The sequence below is a fragment of the Streptomyces sp. NPDC060232 genome (genome assembly GCF_042726555.1).
Classification (GTDB): Bacteria; Actinomycetota; Actinomycetes; order Streptomycetales; family Streptomycetaceae; genus Streptomyces.
In genome coordinates this window covers 91,523-118,334 of sequence record NZ_JBHXAG010000002.1, presented here as the reverse complement: position 1 = coordinate 118,334, position 26,812 = coordinate 91,523, and the positions used below count along the sequence as shown (strand labels likewise).

6 protein-coding genes are annotated in these 26,812 nt (G+C 73.0%); all 6 read right to left on the bottom strand.

The window, feature by feature from the left end:
- Nucleotides 1-8 precede the first annotated feature (8 nt).
- Nucleotides 9-2,741 (bottom strand): type I polyketide synthase, encoded by a 2,733-nt coding sequence (locus tag ACFWFZ_RS04505; RefSeq protein WP_387116523.1) that lies wholly within the window; start codon nt 2,739-2,741, stop codon nt 9-11.
- Between the two features lie 16 nt (nt 2,742-2,757).
- Nucleotides 2,758-3,891, bottom strand: a complete 1,134-nt coding sequence (locus ACFWFZ_RS04500; RefSeq protein ID WP_387117302.1) for an OzmP — start codon at nt 3,889-3,891, stop codon at nt 2,758-2,760.
- A 58-nt stretch (nt 3,892-3,949) separates the two neighbouring features.
- A complete protein-coding gene (locus ACFWFZ_RS04495; RefSeq protein WP_387116520.1) occupies nt 3,950-7,573 on the bottom strand; it encodes an amino acid adenylation domain-containing protein in 3,624 nt (1,207 codons plus the stop codon).
- Complete coding sequence (locus ACFWFZ_RS04490; RefSeq protein WP_387116517.1) at nt 7,570-25,203, bottom strand: SDR family NAD(P)-dependent oxidoreductase; 17,634 nt, start codon at nt 25,201-25,203, stop codon at nt 7,570-7,572. Before ACFWFZ_RS04490 ends, ACFWFZ_RS04495 begins: the two co-directional genes overlap by 4 nt.
- A gap of 542 nt (nt 25,204-25,745) precedes the next feature.
- The gene (locus tag ACFWFZ_RS04485) at nt 25,746-26,192 is read right to left on the bottom strand and encodes a DUF2550 domain-containing protein (RefSeq protein WP_387117299.1); all 447 of its coding nucleotides are present in this window, start codon (nt 26,190-26,192) and stop codon (nt 25,746-25,748) included.
- A gap of 130 nt (nt 26,193-26,322) precedes the next feature.
- Nucleotides 26,323-26,697 (bottom strand): F0F1 ATP synthase subunit epsilon, encoded by a 375-nt coding sequence (locus tag ACFWFZ_RS04480; RefSeq protein ID WP_387116514.1) that lies wholly within the window; start codon nt 26,695-26,697, stop codon nt 26,323-26,325.
- Between the last annotated feature and the right edge of the window lie 115 nt (nt 26,698-26,812).

Sequence of the window (26,812 nt, the reverse complement as noted above, 5' to 3'; positions counted from 1 at the left end):
CCGGCCGTTCACCTCCGGTGCGCGGCCGTCGCGGCGCGCCGCGAGGTCCTGCCCGCCGCGGGCCCGGGGCCGCTCCCGCCCCGATCGCCCCCGCCCTGCTCCCAGTCCGCCGCGACGTGCTCGGCGAACGCCCGGATGGTGGGGTACTCGACGAAGGCCGAGGAGGGAATCTGCCGTCCCAGGGCCGTGCCGAGCCGGGCCGTCAGGTCGATGAGGATGAGGGAGTCCACGTCCATGTCGAAGAGGCTGCGGTCCGGGTCGAGCCGCTCGCGCGCCCCGAGGACCCCCGCCACCTGTTGCGACAGGTAGTCCTGGAGGAGCCTGCCGCGCTCCGCCGGGCCCGCGGCGTCGATCCGTTGCCGCAGGTCGTCCCCGGCGGGCTCCGCGGACGGCACGTACGGCGCTGCCTCTCGGCGCGGTACGGGATCGACCCAGTGGCGGGTGCGCTCCAGCGGGTACCCGGGCAAGGGCACGCGCCGCCGGTACTCGGGCGGGAAGCGGCCGTCCCAGTCCACGTCGGCACCCCGGACCCAGGCGCGGCCCAGCGCGTCGAGCAGGACCTCCTGAGCCGGGCGGGACGGCACGTCCTGCGGGTCGTCCTGCGGCACGGGCTCGACCGGCACGGCGATCAGCACGGCCTGCGCGAGGAGTTCGGCGGCCTCCTCACCGCCGGGCCCTTCGGACGGCTTCGCCCAGAACGCGGGGTCGGTGGCCGTGGCGGCGTCCAGCCAGACGGCGTCCTCGCCCGCGCACAGCGGCACCTCGGGGGCATTCAGGGGGTGATCCGGCAGGGGGGCCGGATCACCCGCCTCATGGGCCCTGGTGAGGGCGAGGGCGTCGCCCAGCGCGAGCACTCCGGCCAGGCAGCCTGCGGCGATCTTCCCCTCCCCGAGGCCCACGTACGCGGTCGGCAGAAGCCCCCAGTCCTCCCAGACCCGAGCCAGGGCGTACCGGGCGACGAACCGTGCGGTCGCGCCCTCCGAGGCCAGCAGGGACTCGGGACCGCTCGATGCCGGGAGCTCCAGGGCGTGGGCACAGTCGTCCACGGCGGCCCGGAACGCGGGCAGTTCCCGGTAGAGCGCGGCTCCGTCGTGACCCGTGCCGAGCGTCGGCTCGACGCGCCCGACGACGAGGGCCGTGCCCTGGGCGTCCTCGGGCGCCTCGCCGGTCCGCACTCGGACGGGATCGGCGATGGCGAGGGCCAGGGCGCCGTCGGCGGTGGTGCGGGCGACGACCGCTCGCCGGTGGGGGTACAGCCGACGGCCGGCGGCGAGGGTGTGCGCGACGTCGCCGAGACCGAGCCCGGGGCGGCGCTTGAGGCTGCGGGCGACCGAACTCGTGACCTGGTCCAGGGCCCGGGGGGTGCGGGCCGTCAGGACCAGTAGTTCGGCGGGCCGGGGCCGCGGCCCGGGGGCGGCCCTGCGGGGCGGCTCCTCCAGGACGACGTGGGCATTGGTACCGCCGATGCCGAAGGAGCTGACCCCGGCGCGCAGCGGTGTGTCCCCCGCTGTCCACTCTCGTAGTTCGGTGGCGACGGCAAAGGGGCCTGCGGCGAAGTCGATGTCGGGGTTGGGAACACGGAAGTTGAGGCTGGGCACGATGGTCCGCTCGCGGAGCATCAGCACCGTCTTGATCAGGCCCGCCATACCGGCAGCGGTGTCGAGGTGCCCGATGTTGGTCTTGACGGATCCGAGGGCGACCTGGCCGGGCCCGACGCCGGTGCCGAAGGCCTCGGTGAGGGCTGCGACCTCGATGGGGTCGCCGAGCGGGGTGCCCGTTCCGTGGGCCTCCACGTAGCCGATGGTCTCGGGCGGGCAGTCGGCGAGGTCCTGTGCCTCCACGATGACCGCCGCCTGGCCCTCCACGCTGGGCGCGGTGTAACCGGTCTTGGCGGACCCGTCGTTGTTGACGGCGGATCCCTTGATGACGGCGTGCACGGTGTCACCGTCCGCCAGCGCCTCCGCCAGCCGCTTGAGGACGACGACCCCGACTCCGCTGCCGATCACGGTGCCCTGGGCGTCCGCGTCGAACGCCCGGCAGTGCCCGTCCGGAGAGAAGATCATGCCCTGTTGGTGAACGTAGCCCGTCTCCTCCGGCAGCCGCAGGTGCACGGCGCCCGCCAGCGCAACGGAGCACTCCCCCGCGAGCAGGCTGGTGCACGCTGTGTGGACGGCGACCAGCGAGGTCGAGCAGGCGGTGTTGACGCTGATGCTGGGCCCCCGCAGGTCCAGCTTGTAGGAGACCCGGGTGGCGAGGAAGTCCTTGTCGTTGGCGAGCATCAGCCGGTAGTGGCCGGTGGTGGAGGCGGACCGGTAGCGGTCCGCGAGGTGGTGCAGGAGGTAGGTGTTCATTCCGGTGCCGGCGAACACGCCGATCTCGCCGGCATGGCGCGTCGGGTCGAGGCCGGCGTCCTCCAGGGCCAGCAGCGAGCACTCCAGGAGGTGCCGGTGCTGGGGGTCGAGAATCTCCGCCTCGTCCCCGGGGATCTTGAAGTGGGCGGCGTCGAACATCTCGACGCCGCCGATCACCTGGCCGGCCTTGACGTAGGCGGGATCGGCCAGTTCGGCCGGGCTCACGCCGGCAGCGGCCAGCCGGTCGTCGGAGAAGACGGTGACGGTCTCCCGGCCGTCGGTGAGGACTTTCCAGAAGGCGTCCACGTCGGGCGAGCCGGGGAACCGGCAGGCCATGCCGACGACCGCGACGTCGCTGTCCCGCACGTCGCCCTCGATGATGTGCTCCACAGGTGTACTCGCCCTCTCAGAGCCGGATGCCGAGGTCGGCCGCGACCGTGCGCATGCCGAGGAAGCTCTGGGCCACGAAACGGGCCCCCTCCTCGGTCGCGTCGAGCTGCCGGAAGATGTCGACGAGTTCCCGCTCGTGCTCCTGCGGGTCGCCCGTCCGCTCCGCGATCTCGAGCACGACCCGCTTCATGCGCTCTTCGATGTCGACGATGTTCGCGGCGCGCGGGAACTTGATCGAGAACGTGGACCGGTCGAAGTCCTTGTTCCGTGCGACGGACCGTTGGTGGCTGGAGGCGTTGAGCTTGTAGAACATGCACCCCCAGTTCTTGAAGGAGTAGTAGTTCAGCAGCGGGAAGAGCGTGCAGTGCGTCTCCAGCGGCGAGGAGTCGTAGAGCCCCTTCGCCTTCAGCTCGGCGACGATCCGGTCGGGGTCGTACTCGTAGCGCATGGCGATGAACGGAAAGACGATCTTCGGGATCTCGTCGTCCTCGGCGAAGAGGACCTGCTCCAGCTCGCCCTTGAAGAGCTCGTCCGTCAGGTGCACGCCGAATGTCCGGTAGAAGCCACGCACCACCTCGCGGGCGTCCGACTCCATGGTCAGGATCTGCTGGGGGTCCGCGCACAGGGCGATGTAGGGGATCCGGTGCCGGAACGCGTACAGGACGGCCCGCAGGACGAAGAAGGTGCGGCAGGAGACGCAGGGCAGCTTCTCGTCCAGGTACTTGCCCGGCTTCTTCGGGGTGGGCCGGTTGAACACCTCCCGCATCATCCGCTTGATGCTGTCGTCGTCGGAGTCCAGGACGAACGTCGCCGGAATACGCTCACGTGCGAGCCGGATGTTCTGCGCGGCGTGCACGCTCTCGAAGGGGACGTCGAAGGTGTACGACAGGACGCGCTTGCCGTGTTCGTTGACGAACTTGTCCAGCATGTAGGTGCTGTCCTTGCCCCCGCTGTACATGAAGAGGCAGTCGTAGTCGCCGTTCGGGTTCGGCCCGCTGCGGGTGAACTCCTCGTACACGGCATTGGTGTACGTGAAGTTGCGCAGCAGGTCGCCCGCGTGGTCCAGCTTGCAGAGGCTGCACACCCCCTCGTCGTCCAGGACGACTCCCGGGTGTTCCTCCCCGAGCGCGCACACCGTGCACAGACGCATCTGATCCACTCCCCGTTTGTTTCCTTCGACTGACTTATTTCGTGCCCTGCCGGGCCGGCTAGGGCCGCGGCGGCTGTCGGTCCGCCGTGCGTTGCCCGCGCCGCGTGCGCAGGGCTCCCAGGGCGGCGCGCCCCCGGGCCCGGCCGCGGACGGCCGCCCGGTCGCGCACCGGAGCCGCGCCGCCGCCTGCGGCCGCCGCGTCCCGTGCCGCCAGGTGACGGGCCATGGAGCGCACCGTCGGGTACTTGAACATCTCGACCCGGGTCAGCGGCCGGCCCAGCTCCTGCACCAGGCGGCCCATGACCCGCATGAGGAGCAGCGAATTGCCGCCCACCTCGAAGAAGTTGTCGTCGGCCCCTACGGACTCCACCCCGAGTACCGCGCTCCACGCTCCGGCGATGACGCGTTCGGTGCCGGCCGCTGGCCGAGCGGCTCCCGCCGGGGCCGCCGCCGCGGCTCCGGGGGCGGGCAGCGCCCCGCGGTCGATCTTGCCGTTGGCTGTCCGCGGCAACCGGTCCAGCGCGACGAAGGCACTGGGAACCATGTAGGCGGGCAGCGTCGAGCCGAGCGCGCTGCGCAGCTCGGAGACGGCCGGGCCACCTCCGCCGGTCACGAGGTACGCGACGAGCCTGCGCACTCCCGGCGTGTCCTCCCTGACCAGGACCGCCGCCTGCTCGACGGCCGGGTGGGCGCGCAGCGCCTCCTCGATCTCCCCCGGCTCGATGCGGTAGCCATGCAGCTTGACCTGGCGATCGACCCGGTCCAGGTACTCCAGTTCGCCGTCCGGAAGGTGCCGGACCAGGTCGCCGGTCCGGTAGAGCCGTCCGGCGGCCGGGTCGAACACATCCCGCACGAAGCGCTGCGCCGTCAGGTCCGGCCGCCCGAGGTAGCCGTCCGCGACTCCGTCGCCGCCGATGTACAGCTCGCCCGGAAGGCCGGGGGCGACGGGCCGCAGGCGCGCGTCCAGGACGTACAGGCGCGTGTTGTCGACGGGCCGGCCGATGGTGACCGGCCGGCCCGGCAGCACCCTGGCCACGGAGGACCAGATCGTGGTCTCGGTCGGCCCGTACAGGTTCCACACGGAACCGGCACGCGCGACCAGCGCGTCCGCCAGGTCGCGCGGGAGGGCCTCGCCGCCGCACAGGACCTTCAGGCCGGGGCCGCCGCCCCACCCGGCCTCGACCAGCATCCGCCAGGTGGCGGGGGTCGCCTGCATGACCGTGGGCCGCCGCTCCTCGATCAGGGCGCGCAGGCGGAAGCCGTCGGCGGCCGTATCGTCGTCGGCGATCTCCACCTCGGCGCCGCTGATCAGCGGCGCGTACAGCTCCAGTCCGGCGATGTCGAAGCAGACCGTCGTCACGGCCAGCAGCCGGTCCCGCTCGGTCAGGCCCGGCGTGCGGACCATGGAGGTGAGGAAGTTGGACAGGGCGCGGTGGCCGACGCGGACCCCCTTCGGCCGGCCCGTGGAGCCGGACGTGTAGATCACGTAGGCCAGGTCGTCGCCGCCCGCTGCGCGGGACGGCGGCCGGTGCACGGGTGCGGGTGCAGCGGCCGGGGGCGGTTCGTCCAGGAGCAGCACCTCGGCGTCTCCGGCGGGCAGGCGGCCCGCCAGCGCCGTTTCGGTGACGACGAGCGGCAGTCCGGTGTCCGCGAGCATGTACGCGATCCGCTCGGCCGGGTAGATGGGGTCCAGCGGGACGTAGGCAGCGCCCGTCTTCATGACGGCGAGCAGTGCCGCGGGCAGGGCCACGGAGCGGTTCAGGTAGATGCCGACGAGGTCGCCCGGGCCGATGCCGCGTCCGCGCAGGCGGTCCGCGAGGTCTTCGGCGCTGCGGTCGAGACCGGCGTAGTCGAGGGTCTCGTTCCGGTCGGTCACGGCGGGTGCGGCCGGGCGCCGCCGGGCCTGCTCGGCGACGAGGCGGTCCACACGGGTACGGGGCCCGAGCCCCGCATCCGTGCCGAACCCGGAGCTGGTCCCGGCCTCGGTGTCGGTGTCGTTCCACTGGATCAGGGTGCGGCGGAGGTCCTCGTCCGAGCAGACGGGCGCCCCGGCCAGGTCGGCTCCGGCGGGACCGGCCACCGCCTCCAGGAAGGCGGCCGCGTGGCGGGCGGCGGCTGCGGCGGTGCCCGTGGCGTCCGCGCCGCCGGCGACCGCCCAGGTGCAGTCCCCCGAGGTGCGCGGGATGCGGACCAGCAGGGCCGTCCCCGCCCGCAGGGACGGCTCCGAGGCCGGTTCGTCGGTGATCTCCACGGCGATCGGCAGGCCGTCGGCGAGAAACCGCTGCCGGGCGAGCTCGGGATGGCGCGCCCACACGTCCCGGGCGAAGGACCCGCGCCTTTCGGTCTCCGAAAGCCCGTCGGCGATCCGCGCGCACCAGGCAGCCATCGACGGTCCCTCGGAGAGGGAGGGCACATGGAACGGGACGAAGGGGGACCGCAGTGCGCGGACGGCGGGCGGCAGCGGGCCTTCTGCGACCGGTCCGGGCAGCCTCAGGTCGACGTCCACGCCGTCCTCCCCGCAGATGCGGGCGATGTAGGCGAGGAACGCGGCGAGCAGCCAGCGTTCCCGGGGCACCGCAGCGGATGCCGACGGGAGCCCTGCCGGAACCGGCACCGTGTGCACGGCCGGCGGGGCCACTGCGGCGGGGCCCGCCGGATCGGCGCCGGGGAGCACGGCCGGGGCCAGGCGGTCGAGTCGGCGCACCCAGTGCCCCTCGTGCCGTAGGAGGGCGCGCTCCGCGCCGTGCACCGCGGCCACCGTGGCCGTGTCGGGGACGGGCAGTACCGTGCCGGGGCGTAACACGTCGGCCGGGACGAGGGGTTCGCCGGTCACCGTCGTCAGCCGGGTCAGCCTGACGTCGCCGGTCTCGGTGGCGACCACCGCCGCCTCGGCGTCGGCGGACAGCACCGTCCCCGGGGGCCGGCCGGAGTGCTCCGCCCGCTCCTCCAGCGCGCCGACGAGCAGGACCTTCCCGTCCAGCAGCATCTTGGCCGACCCGAAGGTGTTCGGGTGGACTCCGAAGTCCCGGGCCCGGACGGTGCGGCCCAGCGCCGCCGCCGGCGCGTGCCAGGACAGCAGGCCGGCATCGGAGGGCCGGTCGAGCCGGCCGTGGTAGCTCCGCGCCGCGAGGTCCTGGGGACGGCGGACCACGCGGTCCCCGGCCAGCGCGTCGACGAGCTCGGCGAATGCCTCCACGCCCGCGTCGAAGCACTTCACGTCGAGGCTGTGCCCGGTCTCGTCGGCAGCCACCTCGAAGGACCGCTGGACCAGGACGTCGCCCTCGTCGGCACCTTCCGTCATCACGTGCCAGGTGATGCCGTGGCGGCGCTCCCCTGCGAGCAGCGCCCAGGTGGCGGCGTGCACGCCCGCGTGGTCGGGGAGCAGCGCGTCGTGGAAATTAACGGCGAGTCCGCGGGGCAGCGCAAGCACGGGTGCCGGGAGCATACGGAGGTTGGCGATGCTGAACAGGTGATCGAAGGGCCGGGCGGAGAGGTGTGCCTCCAGGTCTGGTCCGAAGTCCCGGGCGGGGAGACCCTGTTCCCGGGCCCAGTCCCGGACCTCGGGGGTGGGCGAGACCACGCTCAGGATCCGGTGCCCGCGCTCCATGAGGAGTTCCGCGCAGGTCACGAGGAGGGTGTTCTCCCCTATCAGGTGGCAGCTGAAGGCGGCTTCGCGGCTCACTGGTTCCTCCGGCTTTCGGGGGTGTCGCCGAGCACGGACAGCAGCCTGCCCAGGAGCTCGTCCACACGGTCGTCGGACAGCGCGGCAACGGCGCTCTCCAGGTCGGGCTTCCCGGCGTGCCGGGGCGCGTCGGCGGGCGGGAGCACAGCCTGTCCGACCGCGGGCGCAAGCACCGGGACGGCGGACTCCGCCGCCGGTGACGGGTCGGGGTCCGGGGCGTCGAGCGGGGCCCGCCCGTCGAGCCGGGCCAGGGTGTCGGCGTAGTTGGCCTCGAAGTGGGCCGCGAGCCGTCCGATCGTGGTGTGCTCGAACAGCAACGGGGCGGGAAGCCGTCCGAAGTCGGCCTCCAGGGCCTGCTTCAACTGCGGGACGACGATCGAGTCGATGCCGTAGTCCTCGAAGGGTGCTTCGGGGTCGAACTGGCCCTCCGCCATCTCCAGGACCCGGGCGAACGCCGCCGTCACCCGCCGGCGCGCCACATCGCCCAGATCGGCTGCATGGGTGTCCGCCGTCGGGACCGGCGCGGCGACGGGCGGGTCCTGTGCCTCGGCGCCGGTACCGGAGGGGCCTTCGGCGTCCGCGGGCAGTGCTCCGGCGGCGGGGACGATACCGTCGCTCTCGGCAAGGATCAGGCACTGCTCCACCGGTCCCTCGGCTGTGTCCGGCAGCCGGCGCACCTCGGCGGCCTCGAACCCGCACGCGGCAAGCACGTCCCGCCAGTGCCCGACCGTCAGCAGCGGCGAGCCCGGGATCCGGTAGTCGGCGTCGCGGTACATCCACCAGCCGCTGGTGAGGCCGAAGATGAGCGGCAGGTAGGCGGCGAACCCGGTCCCCTCGTTGGCGATGAGGACACCGCCCGCCCGCAGCAGGCGCTTGGCCCGCAGGAGGGTGTGCTCGATGAACGGCGTGACGTGGAAGACGTTGGTACCGAGCACGATGTCGTAGCCGTCGGGCGCGATGCCCTGGGCCACGGGATCCGCGTCGATGTCGAAGACCTTGAACTCCGCGAAGGGGTACCGTGCCGCGAACTCCCGGCGACCGTGGCGCACGAAGGCGCTCGTGACGTCGGTGTACGTGAACTCCACGTCCGCATACGAAGCCAGGGCCTCCAGCACCGGTCCGCTGGTGCTCCCGGTACCCGCGCCGACCTCCAGAACCCTGATGCGGGCCCCGGTGTCGCCGGCCGCGCGTTCCTCGACCAGGCCGCGCACCGCGTCGGCGACCAGCGTGTTGCAGGCGTCGCTGACCGCGTTGCCGCGGTACACACCGACGACCATGTCCATCGAGCCATTGGGGAAGAGCACGTCGATGTGGCTCTCGGCACCGGTCACCACCCTCGGGAAGGCCTCCAGGCAGCGCTCCAGCAGCGTGGCCACCGCGGCGATGCCCGGGTACCGCGCCGCCAGGTCGGCCGCCGCGGCCGCGGGCCGCTCGTTGGTCCGCAGCACGCGCGGTGCCACGACCGCGGCAGTCGTCGTCCACCCGGTTCCGTCCCGGCGCAGGTAGCCGGCGTCGGTGAGCATGTCGAGCACGGAACGGTGCAGCCGTCGGTACTGCTCGGCGATCCCAAGCCGGTCGCGCAGGCCTTCCTCCGTGTGGTGCTCCCCCTCGGCGAGCAGGACTCCCATGCGCCGCAGCGCGCCCACCAGGAGCAACCCCGCCAGTTCCTCCGCCTCTCGGGCCGCGCGCTGGTGGGTCTCGATGCGCATGCGGTCGTCCGCGGCGAGGACGGCGGGACCGGATCGTGGGGCCGGGCGCGCCGGCAGCCGCTCGGGGCGGGGGCGGACCTCGGCCCCGGGGGCGACACCCATCGCGCCGAGCAGCCGGTCGGAGGCGCGTACGGCCAGGATGCGCGGGACGGATGTGGCGAGGAACCGTTCCAGAGTGCGCATCCCGTCCTCGGCCCCGATCGGGGTGACCCCGGCGGCGGTGAGCGGACGCAGCACCTGTTCCCGTTCCTCGATGCCGGCCGCGTGCCAGAAGCCCCAGTCGACGGTCCGCACCGGGAACGGGGCGGACCGTGCCAGTTCGGCCGCCGTCGCGTCGGCGAGGCAGCAGGCGGCGGCGTACGCGCCCTGATGCGCGGCGCCCTGGAAGGCGGCGCCGGACGAGTAGTGGACGAAGAAGTCCAGCGCCTCGTCGCGGACGGCCTCCCACACGCCGAGGAGGGTGGCCTCCTTGGAGTCGAGCACGGCGTCCAGGGCGCCCTCGTCGAGGTCCGCGACAGCGGCGGTACGGAAGTCCATGACGGAGTGGATCACTCCGTGCAGGGCGCCGAACCGTTTCTTCGCCCGGCTCACGGCCTTGCGGACCGCAGCGGGGTCGGCGGCGTCACAGCGTTCGTAGAGCACCTCGCCGCCGGCCTTCTCGATCGCGGCGAGCCTCTCACGGCGCGCCGCGTCGAGGGCTCCGCGGCCGAGGACCAACAGCCGGGCCCCGTACTCCCGGGCGAGGTGGAGGGCGGTGTCGTGGCCGATCACGCCCAGGCCGCCGACGATCGCGTAAACACCGCCCCGTCGCGGCACCCTGCGGCGGGGTTCGGGCAGGCGCAGCTTCTCCAGACTGCGCTCGTAGCGCACCGAGTCCCGCAGCAGTACGGGCCGGACGGGGGTCGGGAACGGTTCTGCCGCGATCCTCGCGGCAGCGCCGGCCGCTTCGCCGGCCCGTACGTCGACGTGCGCGATCCGCAGTTCCGGCCGCTCCTTCTCCAGTGCGGAGCACAGTCCGGCCACGGCGGCCGCCCAGGGCCGGGCGGCCTCGTCCTCGCGCAGTGCGAAGGCGTCGGCCGTCACGACCTTCAGACGGACCTCCGCGCCGGCTGCCGCGTACCGTCCCAGGGCCTTGGCCAGGCCGAGCAGGGCGCCCGGGCCGACCCGGCGGGCCTCGGCGCGCGAGGGCTCCGTGCCGTCGGGCCCGTCGAACCCCGCCAGGAAGTAGACGAGGAGCGGCCGGCCGTCGGCGGGCAGGAGGGCACCGGCGTCTGCGGGCGCGCCCGCGGACGCGATCTCCAGACGCCGCACCGCGGCCTGCGGGTGGTTGCGGGCGACCGCCTCGGCGGCCTCGGCGGCCCCGGCCGGAGCCGCGATCAGCACGTCGGCCGCGGCCCGTCCTGCGTCTGGACCGGCGGGCGCCGCCGTCGGCACCCAGCGCGGGCGGTACACGAACTGCGGATGCGGATCACGCTGCTCACGAACGGCCAGGCCCTCGAAGCCGACGCACACCCGCCCTTGCTCGTCGGCGAGCGCGATGTCGTAGCGGTCGCCGCCGAGGGGGGAGACGTGGACCCAACCGGCCGTCGGGACGGGGCGGTACGCACGCACCCGGTCGACGGCGAACGGCAGCAACGGCAGGTCGTCGGTGCCACGTACGTCGAAGTGGAGTGCGGCGACGCTGTGCAGGGCGGCGTCGGCGACCGCGGCGTGCAGGGCCCGCAGCTCGGCTCCCTCCAGGAACCGCTCGGGCAGGCGCACCCGTGCCAGTACCTGGGCGCCGTCCGTCCACAACCGCTCGACGAGCCGGAACCAGGGACCGTACGACACGTTGAGCCGTGCCATGCCCCGGTAGAAGCTCTCGCCGTCCATGGACCGGGGGCACTCCTCGCGCAGCAGCTCCAACGGGAGGTCCGGCGGGGGTGCGGACACCCCGGACACCGCGAGCACGCCGCGTGCGTGTACGGCTCCGGCGGCTCCCTGCACCTCGAACTCCAGTCCGCGGTCGGTCTGTCGCGACACCACGTCCAGGTGGACGGGGACGTCCCCGACCACGACCGGGGCCAGCCAGTAGACGTCGTCGACGGTCCGCTCCCCGGTCCGGGCGTCGAGCGCGTCGAGGACCAGGTCCAGGTAGCCGGTGCCCGGAAGGATCGACCGGCCGCTGACCACGTGGTCGGCGACGACACGGTCCTCGGGGCGCAGGACGAGCGGCACGTGCCGCTCTGCGCCGGCCCGAGTACCGGCGACGGCAGGAAGTGCCGGCGCTGCCGCCGGGGCGGCCGGCAGTGCCGGGGTCAGCCAGTGCCGGACACGGGCGTACGGGTAGGTGGGCAGGGACACTCTGCGGGCCGGGGCCGGGCGCAGGGCGGCCCAGTCCAGGTCCACTCCCGAGACCCACACCCCGGCGAGCTTGTCCCACTGCCCGGCCGAGGCCAGGGCCGCGAGGAAGGCGCTGCCGCCGGCTCCTTCGGTGAACAGGCCGCTCAGCACACCCTGCCGGCCGGCGCTGCCCCGGACGAGGCCCACGGGCGCCCCGCCGGCTGCGTAGGCCGCCAGCACCTCGGCGGCGCGGGCCGGGTCCTCCGCGGTGAAGGCCAGCCGCTCGGCCATGGCCTCCCGCCCCGTCTGGAGGGTGTGCGCGACGTCGGCCAGCCGGGGCACGCGGTCCCCGCGGCCCAGGAAGTCCGCGATACGGCCCGCGTACTCGCGCAGCCGCTCCTCGTCGCGGGCGGAGAGCACGATGAGCTCGGCCGCGCCGCCGGGCTCCACCTCCTGCTCCGGCACGTGTTCCTCCAGGATGACGTGGGCGTTGGTGCCGCCGGCTCCAAAGGAACTGACGCCGGCCCTGCGGGGGCGTCCGTTGTCGCGGGGCCACTCGGCCGCCTCGCGCTGCACCCGGAAGGGGGAGCCGTCGAAGTCGATGACCGGATTGAGGTCCTCGGCGTGCAACGACGGCGCCAGCCGCCCGTGCTTGAGCTGGAGGACGGCCTTGGTGACGCCTGCGATACCGGCGGCCCCCTCCAGGTGGCCGACGGCGGACTTCACCGAGCCGAGGGCGCAGAAGCCGCGGTCGGCGGTCTGCGCGGCGAAGGCAAGGGTGAGGCCGGTGTGCTCGATGGGGTCGCCGAGTGCGGTGCCGGTACCGTGCGCCTCCACGTAGCCGATGTCCCGGGCACTGACGCCCGCCCGGGCCAGCGCCTCCTCGACGAGCGCCTGCTGGGCCCTCGGGTTGGGAACGGTCAACCCGTTCGTCCGGCCGCCGTGGTTGACAGCTGTGGACCTGATCACGGCGTGCACCTGGTCACCGTCGGCGAGTGCGCGGGACAGCCGCTTGAGGACGACGGCGCCGACGCCCTCGCCGGGCACGTAGCCGGTTCCCCCTGCCCCGAAGGAACGGCAACGGCCGTCCTCGGAGAGCATCCGCTTGCGGCTCAGGTGGACGTAGCGCAACGGATGGGCGGCGACGTTCACCCCGCCGGCGATGGCGTGGGAGCACTCGTCACGCCGCAGGCTCTCGCAGGCCATGTGCAGGGCGACCAGCGAGGAGGAGCAGGCCGTGTCGACGACGACACTGGGGCCGCGGAAGTCGCCGAAGTACGAGACCTGATTGGCGATCGAGGCCCGGTTGGCCATGGCGACCACGTGGTTGCCCTTGAACGACTCCTCGGCGCCGAGGACGGCGTAGTCGTCCCACATGGCTCCGACGAACACCCCCACGTCCCGGCCCTCGTCGCCGAAGCGGGGCCTGGGCAGGGTGTCGGGGCGGTAGCCGGCGTCCTCCAGGGCGGCCCACGCGGTCTGCAGGAAAAGCCGCTCCTGCGGGTCCATGGACTTGGCCTGGAGCGGGGAAATGGAGAAGAAGAGGGAGTCGAAGGACGCGATGTCGTCCAGGAACCCGCCCCAGCGGCCGTAGCTGCGGCCCGGGGCGTCGGGGTCCGGGTCGAAATGCGCGTCGGCGTCCCACCGGTCGGCGGGGATCTCCGTGACGCAGTCCCGCCCCTCGACCAGGTTGTCCCAGAAGGCCTCCAGGTCGTCGGCCTGCGGGTAGCGACCGCTGATGCCGATGATCGCGATGGGCTCGTCGGCAGACGCCTGCACCGGACCCGGAGCCGGGGCCGGGGCCGGGGCGGGCACGGTGACCGAGGCACGCGCCGGCCGGTCGGCCCGCGCGGGCACGGCCGCCGGGGCGGGGGCGGGCCGGGCGGGCTCCGGCACACCGCGGACGTCCGGTACGTCACCTCCGAACAGGCGCACGACCTCCTCGGCGTGTTCCCGCACCAGGTGGTCCGCCAGGGCGGCGACCGTGCGGTACTCGAAGAGGAGGGTGCCGCGCAGGCCCTCGAAGTGCCGGCCCAGCAGGGAGTTCACCTCCATGATCATGACCGAGTCGATGCCGTACCGGTCCAGCGTGGTGGTCGTCTCCATCCGGTCGGCCGGCACCTTCAGCACCCGTGAGAACACCCCGCGCAGGTGGTCGGTGAGCCGTGCGGCGTACCGCGCGGCGCCGGCCTGGTGATCTGCGGCGGCAGGAGTGACGGCCCTGGCGGCGACCGGCGTGAGGGCCGCCGGGCCGGCCATCGCGGCGGCACCGTCCAGGGCCCGCTGGATCCGGTCCCGGTCGCCCCGCAGCGGAGCGGCGACCGGTACGTCGGCTGCGAGCCCCCACGCGGCGTCGAGGGCGTCGAGGGCCTGTTCGGCGGTCAGGCGGCTCATTCCGGTGGCCTCCCGGTACACGGCAAGGCCGGTCTGCGGGACGGCGGCGTCCATTCCGCCCGCCTCCCACAGGGGCCAGTCGAGGGAGAGGCTGCGGCCGGTCCGGGTCCCTGCGGCGACGGCTGCGGCACGTGCCTCCACAGCGGCGTCCACGAACCGGTTGGCGGCTGCGTAACTGCCCGATCCGAAGTCGCCCACGCGGCCCGAGACGGAGGAGAACACCGCGAAGACCGCGAGGTCGTCGGAGCGCGTCAGTTCGTCGAGGTTGACCAGACCGCCCGCCTTCGCATCGAAGGCAGACCGGAAGCCGTCCGCGTCCGCCTCGGTGAGCGGGACCGTGTCGGCGCTCCCCGCCAGGTGAAAGACCCCGTCGATCCGGCCGAACCGGCCGCGGGCCTCGATGAGCGCGGCCCGCACCGCACGGCGGTCGGCGACGTCGGCCCGTACCCCGAGCACCTCGGAGCCGCGGGCTTCCAGGTCCGCGCGCAGCGCGGCGGGCAGCGGCGACCGGCCGAGCAGGACCAGCCGGGCGCGGTGCCGGTCGGCGAGACGGCGGGCCAGCAGCCGTCCGATGCCTCCGCCGCCCCCGGTGATCACGTACACACCCCGGTCCGCGAGCGGCGACCCCGCCCCGGTGGCCGGGACCACCCGCTCGGCACCGCGCACCGACCGGCGGCCCGCCGCGAAGCGAACCTCCGCGCCGCCGCGCGGCGACGGGGACGTCAGCTCCGCTGCCAGCCGGACAGCTTCGTCGGGCTCCCGGAGCGCGCCGAAGCGGACCGTGAACACCTCGCAGCCGGGCGCTGCGGCCCTGGCCGACAGGGCCAGCCCGGTGACGGCCTCGTGCTCGGGGGCGGGTGCTTCGGGTGAGGCGGCCCCGTACACGTAGGCGATGCGCACCGATGCCGGAGCCGCCGCCTGTACGAGCCACAGCACGGACAGCAGCCCGGTCGCTCCGATGAGGCCGGAGTCGGCACCGTGGGGCTCGCGGTTCCACAGGTGGGCGACGTCGATGCGGCCCGAGGAGGGGCTGCCGACGACCTCCAGCAGTCGGCGGTACTGCTCCGGGGCAGCGGGGTCGAGGGTGTAGCGATCGCCTCCGAGGTCGGCGAAGGAGTCGCCCGGGAGGGCTTCCACGACCCGGTTCCAGCCACCGGCGCGGCCCAGGGCGTCGGCTTCACCGGGCCGGCCCGCGAGCACGAGCAGGGTCGCGCCGGGTACCGCCCCGTCGGCGGGCAGCAGGTCGGTTTCCCGCCAGACGGGGCGGTAGAACAGGTGCTCGCCAGGGGAATCCGCTGCGGCGGGCCCGGCCGGCACGGCGTCTGCGGGGTGCGAGGCTTCCGCCGTCCCGTCGGGGAGCTCCGCCGCGTCGTACAGCCTGCCCACGATGTCGTCGACCCGTGCGAGTTCGCGGCCCTCCGCGTCGACGACGGTGACCCGGTAGCGCCATTCGGCACGCCGGTCACCACCGGTCACTTCCGCGTGGGCGTAGCAGACCGGGGGCAACGGCCCGTGCACCCGCAGTTCCCCGATCCCGAACGGGACGGCCAGCTCGGATGCTTCCGGCGCGGTGGTCCGCCCGATCCAGTGGCAGGTCCGCAGGGCCCCGTCGAGCAGCCCCGGGGGGAGCACGAGGTCGGGATCATCCGCCCCGCCGGTGGGCAGGCGCAGCTCGGCGAGGGCCTCGGCAGGGCCTGCCCACACCTCGTGGACGGTCCGGAAGCCTTCACCGAACACGAACCCGGCGGCGGCGTAGTCGCGGTCGACCTGTTCACCGGTGCGCCGGCCGGTGCACCGCGCCCGGATGCCGGGGAGGTCGAGGACGTCCGCCGGGTCGGCCGGCTCCGCGGCGCCGTAGCGCGCGTGTCCGCGGATGTGTGCAATGCGTGCTCCGCTCGCCTCGGTGTACACCTCGAAGACGAGCCGGTCGGGCCCGTCGGCGGTGAAGCCGGCATACACGTCCGCCCGTTCGGCCGCCACGGTGACCGGGCGCCCCCAGACGACGTCGTTGAGCGTGAGCAGCGGCCGGACACTGGCCCGCCGGGCGGCGGCGCGGACGAGTTCGAGCGCGGCAGCCGCCGCGAGCACCGGCCGCCCGGCGATCACGTGGTCGCGCAGAAGCGGGTCGTCGGCATGCAACGTCTTGCGGAACCGCTGCTCCTCGACGGTGGACTCGTTGGCGTCGAGCAACGGATGGAGTGCGAGTGCACCGGTGGTCCTGACCGGCCGCGCGGGCAGCCAGTAGCGCTCCCGGGCGAACGGGTAGCCGGGCAGCGGGATCCGGCAGCCCCGCCGCAGGCGCGACGGCCAGGCCTGAAGTCCGCCGCCCACCCAGGCGGCGGCCAGCGCTTCCGGATCCTGCGCGTCGGCACCCGGAGCCTCCGCCGCAACTGCGGCTCCGTCCGACACAGTGCCGCGCAGCAGTGCCTGCGGCGTCCCGCCGGAGGCGAAACCGGCCAGGGCTGCGACCAGTTCGGCTCCGTCGGACGTCACGAGGGCCAGTCGCTCCCGCATCGGCTCGCGGCCCTCGCGCAGCGTCTCGGCGACGTCGACGAGGTCGACGTGTTCGCGCCTCAGGAAGTCGGCCATATGGCCCGCGTACGCCCGCAGCCGGTCCTCGTCGCGCGCCGACAGCACGAACACGAGGCGCTCGACGGTGTGCTGGGCCCCGGCCGGGTCCTCGGCCACCACCCGGGCAGGGGGTTCCTCCAGGACGAGGTGGGCGTTGGCACCGCCGGCGCCGAAGGAGCTGACCCCGGCCCTACGGGGAGCCTGCACTCCCCCGACGACGGGCCGGGACCAGTCGGCAGGTTCCCGCTGCACGGTGAACGGGGCCGCGTCGAAATCGATGTTCGGGTTGGGTCGTTCCGCGTGGAGGGAGGGGGCGATCTTGCGGTGCTTGAACTGGAGGAGGACCTTGGTCAGGCCCGCGATGCCCGCGGCGGACTCCAGGTGCCCGATGTTCGACTTCACCGAGCCGATGGCGCAGAACCCGGTGTCCGCCGTGTGCTCGCGGAACGCCCTGCTCAGTCCGGTGATCTCGATGGGGTCTCCCAGCGGGGTCCCGGTCCCGTGCGCCTCCACGTAGGAGATCGTCCGCGCGTCCACGCCGGCGGCCTCCAGGGCCTGCCCGACCAGTTCGCCCTGGGCCCGGGGGTTGGGCACGGTGAGTCCGCTGCCACTGGGGCGGCCGCCGTGGTTGAGCGCGCTGCCGAGGATGACGCCATGGATGTGGTCGCCGTCCTCGACCGCCTTGCGGAGCGGTTTCAGCAGCACGGCCCCGACGCCCTCGCCGGGCACGTAACCGCTGCCGCCGTCTCCGAAGGAACGGCACCGGCCGTCGTCGGAGAGGAACCGGCTCTGGGCGAGCAGCACGTACTTGTAGGGGTGGACGGAGACGTTGACGCCACCGGCGACGGCCATCTCGCTCTCGCCGCGGCGCAGGCTCTCGCAGGCCAGGTGGATCGCCGTGAGCGAGGAGGAGCACATGGTGTCGACGGCCATGCTGGGGCCGTTCAGGTCCAGGGCGTAGGAAACGCGGTTGGCGATCAGGGAGTACGAGGACTCCGTGACCGGGCGGCCGCCGCGCAGGGCGTCCGCGGCCCCGTAGAGCTGGTACTCGCCGTACATGACGCCGACGAACACGCCGACCCTGCGTCGGCTCAGGCTTCCGGACGGGTAGCCGGCGTCCTCCAGCGTGTGCCAGGCGGTCTCCAGGAAGAGCCGCTCCTGGGGGTCCATCAGCTCGGCCTCGCGGGGGGAGACGGAGAAGAAGAGCGGGTCGAACTTGTCCACGTCGGACAGGAAGCCGCCCCACCGGCCGTAGCTCCGCCCCACCGCCTCCCGGTCCGGATCATGGAAGGCCGCGTGGTCCCAGCGCTCTGCCGGCACCTCCGTCACACAGTCCCGGCCCTCGGCGAGATTCCGCCAGAACGCCTCCAGGTCGTCAGCCATCGGATAACGGCCACTGACCCCGATGATCGCGATCGCGTCGTCGCCCGCCCCCTCCGACTCCGCTGCGGTCGTGGCGCCGCCGGTCGCCCGGGCTGTCGGCGTCCTGGGCTCAGCCTGCTCGGGGGCGGACTTCGGCATCGCGGGGAGCAGCTGGGCGGCTCGGGTGCCGGCAAGGTGGTCCGCCAGCTCGTCGAGGGTGTCGTACTCGAAGAACAGGGTCTTCGACAGGCCGGCGCCGAGCCGTTCCTCCAGGGCGCGGTTGAGCCGGGTCACGGCGAGGGAGTCGATGCCGTAGCGGGCCAGGAGGGCGACGTCCGCGGCGATGTCCGCCGGGTCCGCCTGGATGGCGGAACCGACCAGTTCCCGCAGCAGGGCCACGGCGGAGGCGCGGGCCCGTGCCGTGTCGCCGGCCTCGGCCTCGGGTGCTCCGGTCCGCCCGGCGGCGAATCCGACCTGTCCGGCGAAGGGTTCCGGTACGCCCGCACCGGCGGGTGCGCCGGCGCGCCGGGCGCGTGCGAGCCGATCGGCCAGGCGTTTCGCGTCTCCGGCGGCCACCAGCAGCTCTCCGTCGAGCGCCAGGGCCTCGTCGAACGCGGCGAGCCCCTCGGCGGTACCCAGCGACACCACGCCCAGACGGTCGAGGAGCGCCGCGGCGCCCTCTGTGGACAGCGGCATGCCGCCGTCGGACCAGTGCGGCCAGGCAACGGCCACGGACCGGCCGGAGCGCAGGCCCGCTGCGGCCAGGCCGGCCCGGTGGGCCGCGTAGCCGTCGAGGAACCGGTTCGCGGTGGCGTAGTCGGTCTGGCCTGCGTTGCCGAAGGCGGCCGCGATGGAAGAGAACAGGACGAAGAAGTCCAGCGGGTCGGTCCGGGTGGCGCGGTCGAGGTGGAACGTTCCGGCGATCTTCGGGGCGAGCACCGCCGCAGCGTCCTCGGGCTCCTTACGCAGCAGGAACCCGTCGCGCAGCACGCCCGCGGCGTGCACGACCCCGTTGACCACACCGTGCTCCCGCCGCACACGGGCCACCAGGGCTTCCACCTCGTCGGCGTCCGCCACGTCGGCCCGCAGGTGGTCCACGGTGCTGCCGCCGGCCCTCATCGCCGCGATGCGGCGTTCGGCGTCGTCGGACGGCTGGGACCGGGACACCAAAACCAGGCACACCCGCGCCCGGCGGGCGAGGTGCTGGGCAACGAGCAGTCCGAGACCGCCCGTGCCACCGGTGATCAGGTACACCCCGCCGTCGCGCACCTGCGCGTCACGGGACGCCGCGTCCGCCGCGTCCGCCGGCGAGACCGGCCGGTGCAGGTGGACCCAGCGGCGTCCGGCCCGGTGGCGCACCAGCACCTCGGGGTCCTCGGAGACGGCCAACTCCCTCCCGGCCGCCTCCAGGAGCCGCTCGGGCCCATCGGCACCCACGACCTGCACGAGCAGCCGCGGGTTCTCCTCGCGCACGCTGCGGGCGAACCCCGCGGCCGCCTCCGCGACGGGTGAGAACCCGTCGGGACCCTCGCAGTGCAGCACCATCAGCCGCACGGAGTGCTTGGGCCGACGAGCAAGCAGCGCCCGTCCGAGCGGAAACAGGGAGGCCGTGCCACGCAGCAGTGCGGCCGCGTCGTACCCACCGTCGCGGTCCTGACGCACCCCGGGCACGTTCCACATGTGCAGGACCACCGTGGGCGACAGGCCGTCCCGGGCGCAGTCCTCCAGCAAACGGACGTAGTCCTCGGCCTTCCCGGGGTCGATGGTGTAGCTGTGTGCGCCGTCGCGGCGGTAGGCCCCGCCGGGCCGCACCAGCACTGTGGGGGCTCCGGCCCCATGATCCCGGACCGTCGCGGCCGCGTCTCCGTCGGCGAACAGCATCCGGACGCCGTCGGGTTGGGTGCCCGACCCGGTCGGCAGCGCGTGCTCCTCCCAGTCGCCGCGGAACAGCAGGCGCCCGTGCCCGGTCCCCCGGTCCCGTCCGGTGGGCAGCTCGGGAAGAAGCGCTCCTGCATCCGTGGGCACCCAGTACCGGTCCCGGGCGAACGGGTAGCCGGGCAGCGGGATACGACGCCCGGCCGGCCGCCATTCAACGTCCGCGCCGTCGATCCACAGCTGTACGAGCTCGGCGTCGTCGCCGCGCTCTGCGGCCGCGCGCACCGCCGCGGCATGCCGGCGGCCCGCGCCGGGCGCAGCCGTGCCCAGCTGCAGGCCCGCGGGTTCCGCTCCGTCGGAGAAGCCTCGCAGTGCACGGGCCAGCTCACCGCCGTCGGCGGTGACGCACACCAGGCGCGATTCCATCGCCTCACGGCCGCAGCGGAGAGTGTGCGCGATGTCGGCGAGGTCGGCGCTGCTGCGCTCCAGGAAGTCGGCGATCCGGCCGGCGTACACGCGCAGCCGGTGCTCGTCGCGCGCAGACAGTACGAAGACCAGGGGATCGGTGGTGTGCTGCCGGTCGGCGGTCTGCCCCGCGTCGGAGGGCCCGGCCGTCCCCTCCTCCAGGACGAGGTGGGCGTTGGAGCCCCCGGCGCCGAAGGAGCTGAGCCCCGCCCGGCGCGGCCGCGGCCGCCCGTCGGCCGCCAGACTGCTCCATTCACCGAGTTCGCGCTGGAGGCGGAACCCGCCGGCCGCGAGATCGATGTTCGGGTTGGGTCGTTCCGCGTGGAGGGAGGGGGCGATCTTGCGGTGCTTGAACTGGAGGAGGACCTTGGTCAGGCCCGCGATGCCCGCGGCGGACTCCAGGTGGCCGATGTTCGACTTCACCGAGCCGACCGCCACCGGGGCGGTGTCCGGCGCCCGGCCACCAGAGGTCCCGAACGCCCTGCTCAGTCCGGTGATCTCGATGGGGTCGCCCAGCGGCGTCCCGGTCCCGTGCGCCTCCACGTAAGAGACGTCCCGGGCGGCGACCCCGGCGCGGCGCAGTGCGGTGGCCACGGCCCGTTCCTGCGCGGCCGGATTGGGCACGGTGTAGCCATTGGTCTTGCCACCGTGGTTGAGCGCGCTGCCGAGGATGACGCCATGGATGTGGTCGCCGTCCTCGACCGCCTTGCGGAGCGGTTTCAGCAGCACGGCCCCGACGCCCTCGCCGGGCACGTAACCGCTGCCGCCGTCTCCGAAGGAACGGCACCGGCCGTCGTCGGAGAGGTAGCCGCCCTGGCTGAGGAAGACGTACTTGTAGGGGTGGACGGAGACGTTGACGCCACCGGCGACGGCCAGGTCCGTTTCGCCACGGCGCAGGCTCTCGCAGGCCAGGTGGATCGCCGTGAGCGAGGAGGAGCACATGGTGTCGACGGCCATGCTGGGGCCGTTCAGGTCCAGCAGGTGCGACACGCGGTTGGCGATGGAGGCGTAGGACGAGTTGGTCACCCGACGGCCGCCGCGCAGCGCGTCTGCGGCCCCGTAGAGCTGGTACTCGCCGTACATGACGCCGACAAACACGCCGACCTGCGCATCCCGCAGGTCGCGGCGCCGGTACCCTGCGTCCTCAAGCGTGTGCCAGGCGGTCTCCAGGAAGAGCCGCTCCTGGGGGTCCATCAGCTCGGCCTCTCGCGGCATGATCGGGAAGAAGAGCGGGTCGAACTTGTCCACGTCGGACAGGAAGCCGCCCCACCGGCCGTAGCTCCGCCCCACCGCCTCCCGGTCCGGATCATGGAAGGCCGCGTGGTCCCAGCGCTCTGCCGGCACCTCCGTCACACAGTCCCGGCCCTCGGCGAGATTCCGCCAGAACGCCTCCAGGTCGTCAGCCATCGGATAACGGCCACTGACCCCGATGATCGCGATCGCGTCGTCGCCCGCCCCCTCCGACTCCGGGCGCGAGGCGGCCGGCTGCTCGGCGACGCGGAGTCCCGGCCGGGGAGTCAGCGCCGGCACGGGCTCCTTGCGCCCGGGCCCGGGGGCGGTGCTCCCGCCGGTCAGCAGTGCGGCCGTCCGGTCCGCGTGCTCGTCCAGGAAGTACGCGGCCAGCTCGGCGAGCGTCCGATACTCGAAGAGCAGCGTGCGCGAGAGCCCGTCACCGAAGTGCTCCGCAAGGGTGCCGTTGAGCCGGGTGATCATCAGGGAGTCGATGCCGTAGCTCTCCAGAGGGGCATCGGGGTCGATGTCGGCTGCGTCCAGCTTGGTCGCGGCCGCGAGGATGTCCGCGAGGAACGCCTCGGCGGCCACCGAGCCCGCCTGCCCCGCACCTTCCCCGGACGGCAGTGGGGCGCCGGCCTGCTCCGGTCCAGCGGTCCGCGCAGGGGGCCCCGCCTCGGGCTGCCGGGAGGTCGACCGGATGACGAGGCCCCGGACCAGGGCATGCGGAACGCCCTCGGCGTCGGTCACGGTGATGTCGGCCGTGATCGCTTTGGCCCGGGCATTGCCCGAGGTGAGCCGCACGTGCACCACGGCCGCCGTGCCGGGGGCGGAAACGACCTCCACCTCGTCCAGCGCGTAGGGGAGGTAGGCAGCGTCTTCCGGGGCGCCCTGGGCTACGAGGAGGGCGACCGCTGCCTGCAGCGCGCCGTCGAGCACCGACGGGTGCAGCACGTACTGCGCATCCTCCCGGCCCTGCTCCCCGTCGAGCGCGACCCGGGCCAGGGCCTCGTCGCCGTCCCACACGAAGCCGCTCAGCGTGCGGAACGTGGGACCGTAGGCCAGGCCCCGCCGGGCGAAGGCCTCGTACAGCGCGTCACTCTCGGCACTGCCCGCCAACCGGGCACGGAGCCCGTCGAGGTCCAGCGGCCGGGCGGGCTCAGCAGGGGCAGGCCCGTACGAGAGGGTGCCACGGGCGCAGACGCCGTCCTCGGCCCCCACCTCGAAGGCCACTGTGGCGTCGTCGCCGGGCACGAGGGTGACCCCGACCTCCCGCTCGGCGCCGTCGAAGGCCAGCATGCGTTCGAACGTCACGCCCCGCAGGGACGTCACGCGGCGGCCGGAGGCCAGTTCACCGGCGGCGCGTGCCATTTCCACGTACGCGGCCCCGGGCCAGACGCGGCGTCCGGCGACGACGTGGTCGGCGAGGTAGGGCTCGTCCCCGGTGCGTCGCGCGACGTACCGCTGCTCCCACAGGGACGACACGTTCTGGTCGAGCAGCGGGTGCGGGCGGGTAACAGCCCCGGACCCGGTGGGCACGGGCTCCTGGGTCCCCGCGGGCAGCCAGCAGCGCCGTCCTTCGAAGGGGTAGGCGGGCAGCGGCAGGCGGCGGCGCTGAGCTCCCGCGAAGTGGGCGTTCCAGTCGACGGGTGCGCCGCGCAGCCATGCCTCGCGCACGGTGTCCATGGAATCGCGGACATCGGGGCCGAGGACGATGGCACCGTCGTCCTCGGCCATGTCGACGGGGAGCGGGCGGACCGGGAACCTGGGGATCCTGGCCCGTGCCGGTTCGGCCCGTCCGTCGGTACCGAGGGCCGCGACGGCCTCCTTCAGGGTGAGTCCGCCGGCGGCACAAGACGCCGCCAGCCGGCCGACGGAGTCCCCGTGGGCCGCCTCCGGTACCAGGCCGAGGTCGAGCCAGTGCCTGGCCAGCGCGTACTGGAGCGCGAAGGCGGACCCCGCGGCGCCGTGCCGACCGGCCCCGGCCCTGCGGGCAGCCGTCCAGTGCCGCTTGAAGCCCGGTTCACGGGCGACGAGTTCGGCGGCGCGCCGCTCGGCGTCGTCCGGCGAGTCGAAGACGAAGCGCAGGGGCGCGACAGCACGGACGGGGCCGGCGGCGGCCTCGTCCCGGGCCGCAGCATCCAGGAGGTCGGCCGCGTCCACGGCCTCGTGCCACACCACGGCCCGGCGGTGAGTGTGCTCGGCGCGACCCACGGCGAGGGTGAAGGCGATGTCGTCGGGTTCCAGCCCGGGGTGGGCACGCAGGTGAGATGCGAGGTTGGAGCAGGCGGCCGCGAGGGCGGTCGGGGTCTTGGCCGAGAGCACCAGGAGGCGGTTCGGGCGCGAGGGGTCCGTCGGCTCCTGCTGCGGCGCCTCCTCCAGGACGGCGTGGGCATTGGTTCCGCCGATACCGAAGGAGCTGACCCCGGCCCGGCGGGGCACCCCGTATTCGGTGTCCCAGGAGACGTGGTCGGCGGCGACCCGGAACGGGCTCTGCTCGAAGTCGATCTGCGGATTGGGCGTCCGGAAGTGCGCGGTCGGCACGTAGGTCCGGTGACGCAGCATGAGCGCCGTCTTGATCACCCCGGCGACGCCGGCGGCCGCGTCCAGGTGTCCGACGTTCGACTTGACCGATCCGATGCGGCAGAAGCCGGTGCGGTCGGTCGCCGCCCGGAAGGCCTGTGTGAGGGCGGAGACTTCGACCGGGTCACCCAGGCGGGTGGCCGTTCCATGCGCCTCCACGTAGCCGATCGTCTCCGCGGCGACGCCGGCGACGGCATGCGCCTCGGCGATGACGGCGGCCTGACCCTCCTTGCCGGGGGCCGCGTAACTCACTTTCAGAGCACCATCGTTGTTGGTGGCGGTGCCCTTGATGACCGCGTGGATGGTGTCGCCGGCGGCGAGCGCCGCAGCGAGCGGCTTGAGGACCAGCACACCGACGCCGTTGCCGAGCACGGTGCCGCTCGCGGCGGCGTCGAAGGTGCGGACGACGCCGTCCGCCGACAGGATGGCGCCCTCTTCGAACAAATAACCCTTGGTCTGCGGCAGTTTGACGGTCACGCCGCCGGCAAGAGCCATGTCGCACTCGCCGTTGACGAGACCCTGGCACGCCAGATGGATGGCGACGAGGGAGGTAGAGCAAGCCGTCTGAACGCTGTAGGCAGAGCCCTTGAGGTCGAGTTTGTAGGCCACGCGCGTGGCCAGGTAGTCCTTGTCGTTGCCCACCATGACCGCGAAGTGGTCGGGCGTGCGCGTCTGGTCGACGTTCGGCAGTACGTGGTTCTGGAGGTACGTGTTGATCGCCGCGCCGCCGTAGACACTGATCAGGCCGGGGAACCGGGCCGGATCGTAGCCAGCGTCCTCGAGGGCCGCGTAGCAGTGCTGGAGGAAGAGCCGGTGCTGGGGGTCGATCATCTCGGCCTCGGCCGGCGTCATCCCGAACAGCGCGGTGTCGAAGAGTTCGACGTCGGGGATCACCCCGTGCGCCCGGACGTACGAGGGGTCCGTGATGAGTTCGCGGGGCAGTCCGGCACCCAGGAGCTCCTCCGCGGAGAAGCGGGTCAGGCCGTCACGCCCCTCGCATAAGAGGGACCAGAACGCGTCGATTCCCTCGGCACCCGGGAACGTCCCGACCATCCCGATGATCGCGATGTCCGTCGTAGCCGGGTCCGCCGGCCCTGGTGCGGAGAACGACGCAGGCACGAGCTACCCCACCTTCAACAAAGCAAACAAGGCACCGCGATCAGGCCGGAAGCAGGCCATCGGGAGAACGGGCCGGTTTGCCCCTGGACACGACAGAAGAACCCTAAGCAGCGAGTTGATCGACATGCCATTCTTTTCACGTCAGTTGACTCAGGAGATACCGGGTGGCACACCAGCATCAAATGGCCACGGCGTCCTGAAATGGGCGCGCCAGTCACATAGCGTCACCAGCAAGGCCAGAGGTTCACCGTGCATGTCGTTCGGATTTCCCAGTGGCGACTACAGCAAACGCCAGGGGTGCGGCACGGGATGTAAAGGTTTGCATTCGCTCTGGCCATGAACGCAGCGTCAATGACCGAATCTCGACATGTTTCGAACGCATGTACCCACGGACGACAGGCCCCGGGAGGTCGACTATATATATGAATGTCATGGCCCTGACAATCGTTGACCTACGAGAGGCCTTCCGGAGGCGGTACCGCCGGATCCGGATCAGGCCATGCCAACAACCCGGACTCTGTCCGGGGGACGCCGAGCGGACTTCAGGCGACGTTGACCCGTTGCCCGGGAGGGGCCGCCTCCAGCCAGGCCAGGAACCCGGTGAGCGCGTCCTCACTCATTGCCAGCTCCAAATGGGTCCCCTGATGGGTACAGCCGAGAACGACGGCGTCGGACAGCAGCGCCAGCTCCTCCTCACCCTCAGGAGCACGGCGCGCGATCACCTCGATCGAAGCGCGCTCCAGCAGCCGGCGCGGTCGGTGGGAATACGAGAAGACGCGGAACCACTCGATGCGGTCAGCGCTATACCGTGCGACGCCGTACACCCATCCCTTGCCGGAGACGTCGGGCTCCGCCGCAACGTCCCAGCGCAGGCTGCAGTCGAAGGTGCCACCGGAGCGCTGGATGAGCCTGCGGCGCAGGCCAAACACGAACAGCCCGATCACCACCAGGGCTACGACCAGGCCGCTCACAAGCAGAGCGAGGAGCATCTTCACCGACCTCCTCGCTCATCGTCACACCGCATGTGAAAAACGGACGTACATCGCCTCAGCCGCGACCCGTCCCGGAAAATTCCAGAACGAACCGCGGCTGAGGTCTCGAACCTGTTCGGTACGGGGCTCAGCGCCCCGTGACCGCGCGCAGTCGGACATCCGCGCGACGCTCGGCGGCCGCGTCGGCCTCCGCCTTCGCGCGCTCCAGTGCCCGCTCCGCACGCTGGACATCGATCTCGTCCGCGAGCTCGGCGATCTCGGCCAGCAGGGACAGCTTGTTGTCCGCGAACGAGATGAATCCGCCGTGCACCGCGGCGATGACAGTGCTGCCCTCGCTGGTGCGGATGGTCACCGGGCCCGATTCCAGCACACCGAGAAGCGGCTGGTGACCGGGCATGACGCCGATGTCGCCGGACGTGGTGCGGGCGACAACAAGGGTGGCCTCGCCGGACCAGACATTGCGGTCCGCCGCGACCAGCTCGACGTGCAGCTCAGCAGCCAAGGTGGCTCCTCGGGTCACCACCCGGCGGGTCGGCCGGGTGTTGGGTCAAATTCTAATGGGCGTGGGGAGAGGGACGGGACACACCCGCCCCTCTCCGTGGAACCTGTGAACCGGA

What these genes read in the sequence shown, in the direction of transcription:
- ACFWFZ_RS04500 (WP_387117302.1), bottom strand. Translation starts at nt 3,891, where the DNA reads ATGCGTCTGTGCACGGTGTGCGCGCTCGGGGAGGAACACCCGGGAGTC.
- ACFWFZ_RS04485 (WP_387117299.1), bottom strand. Translation starts at nt 26,192, where the DNA reads ATGCTCCTCGCTCTGCTTGTGAGCGGCCTGGTCGTAGCCCTGGTGGTG.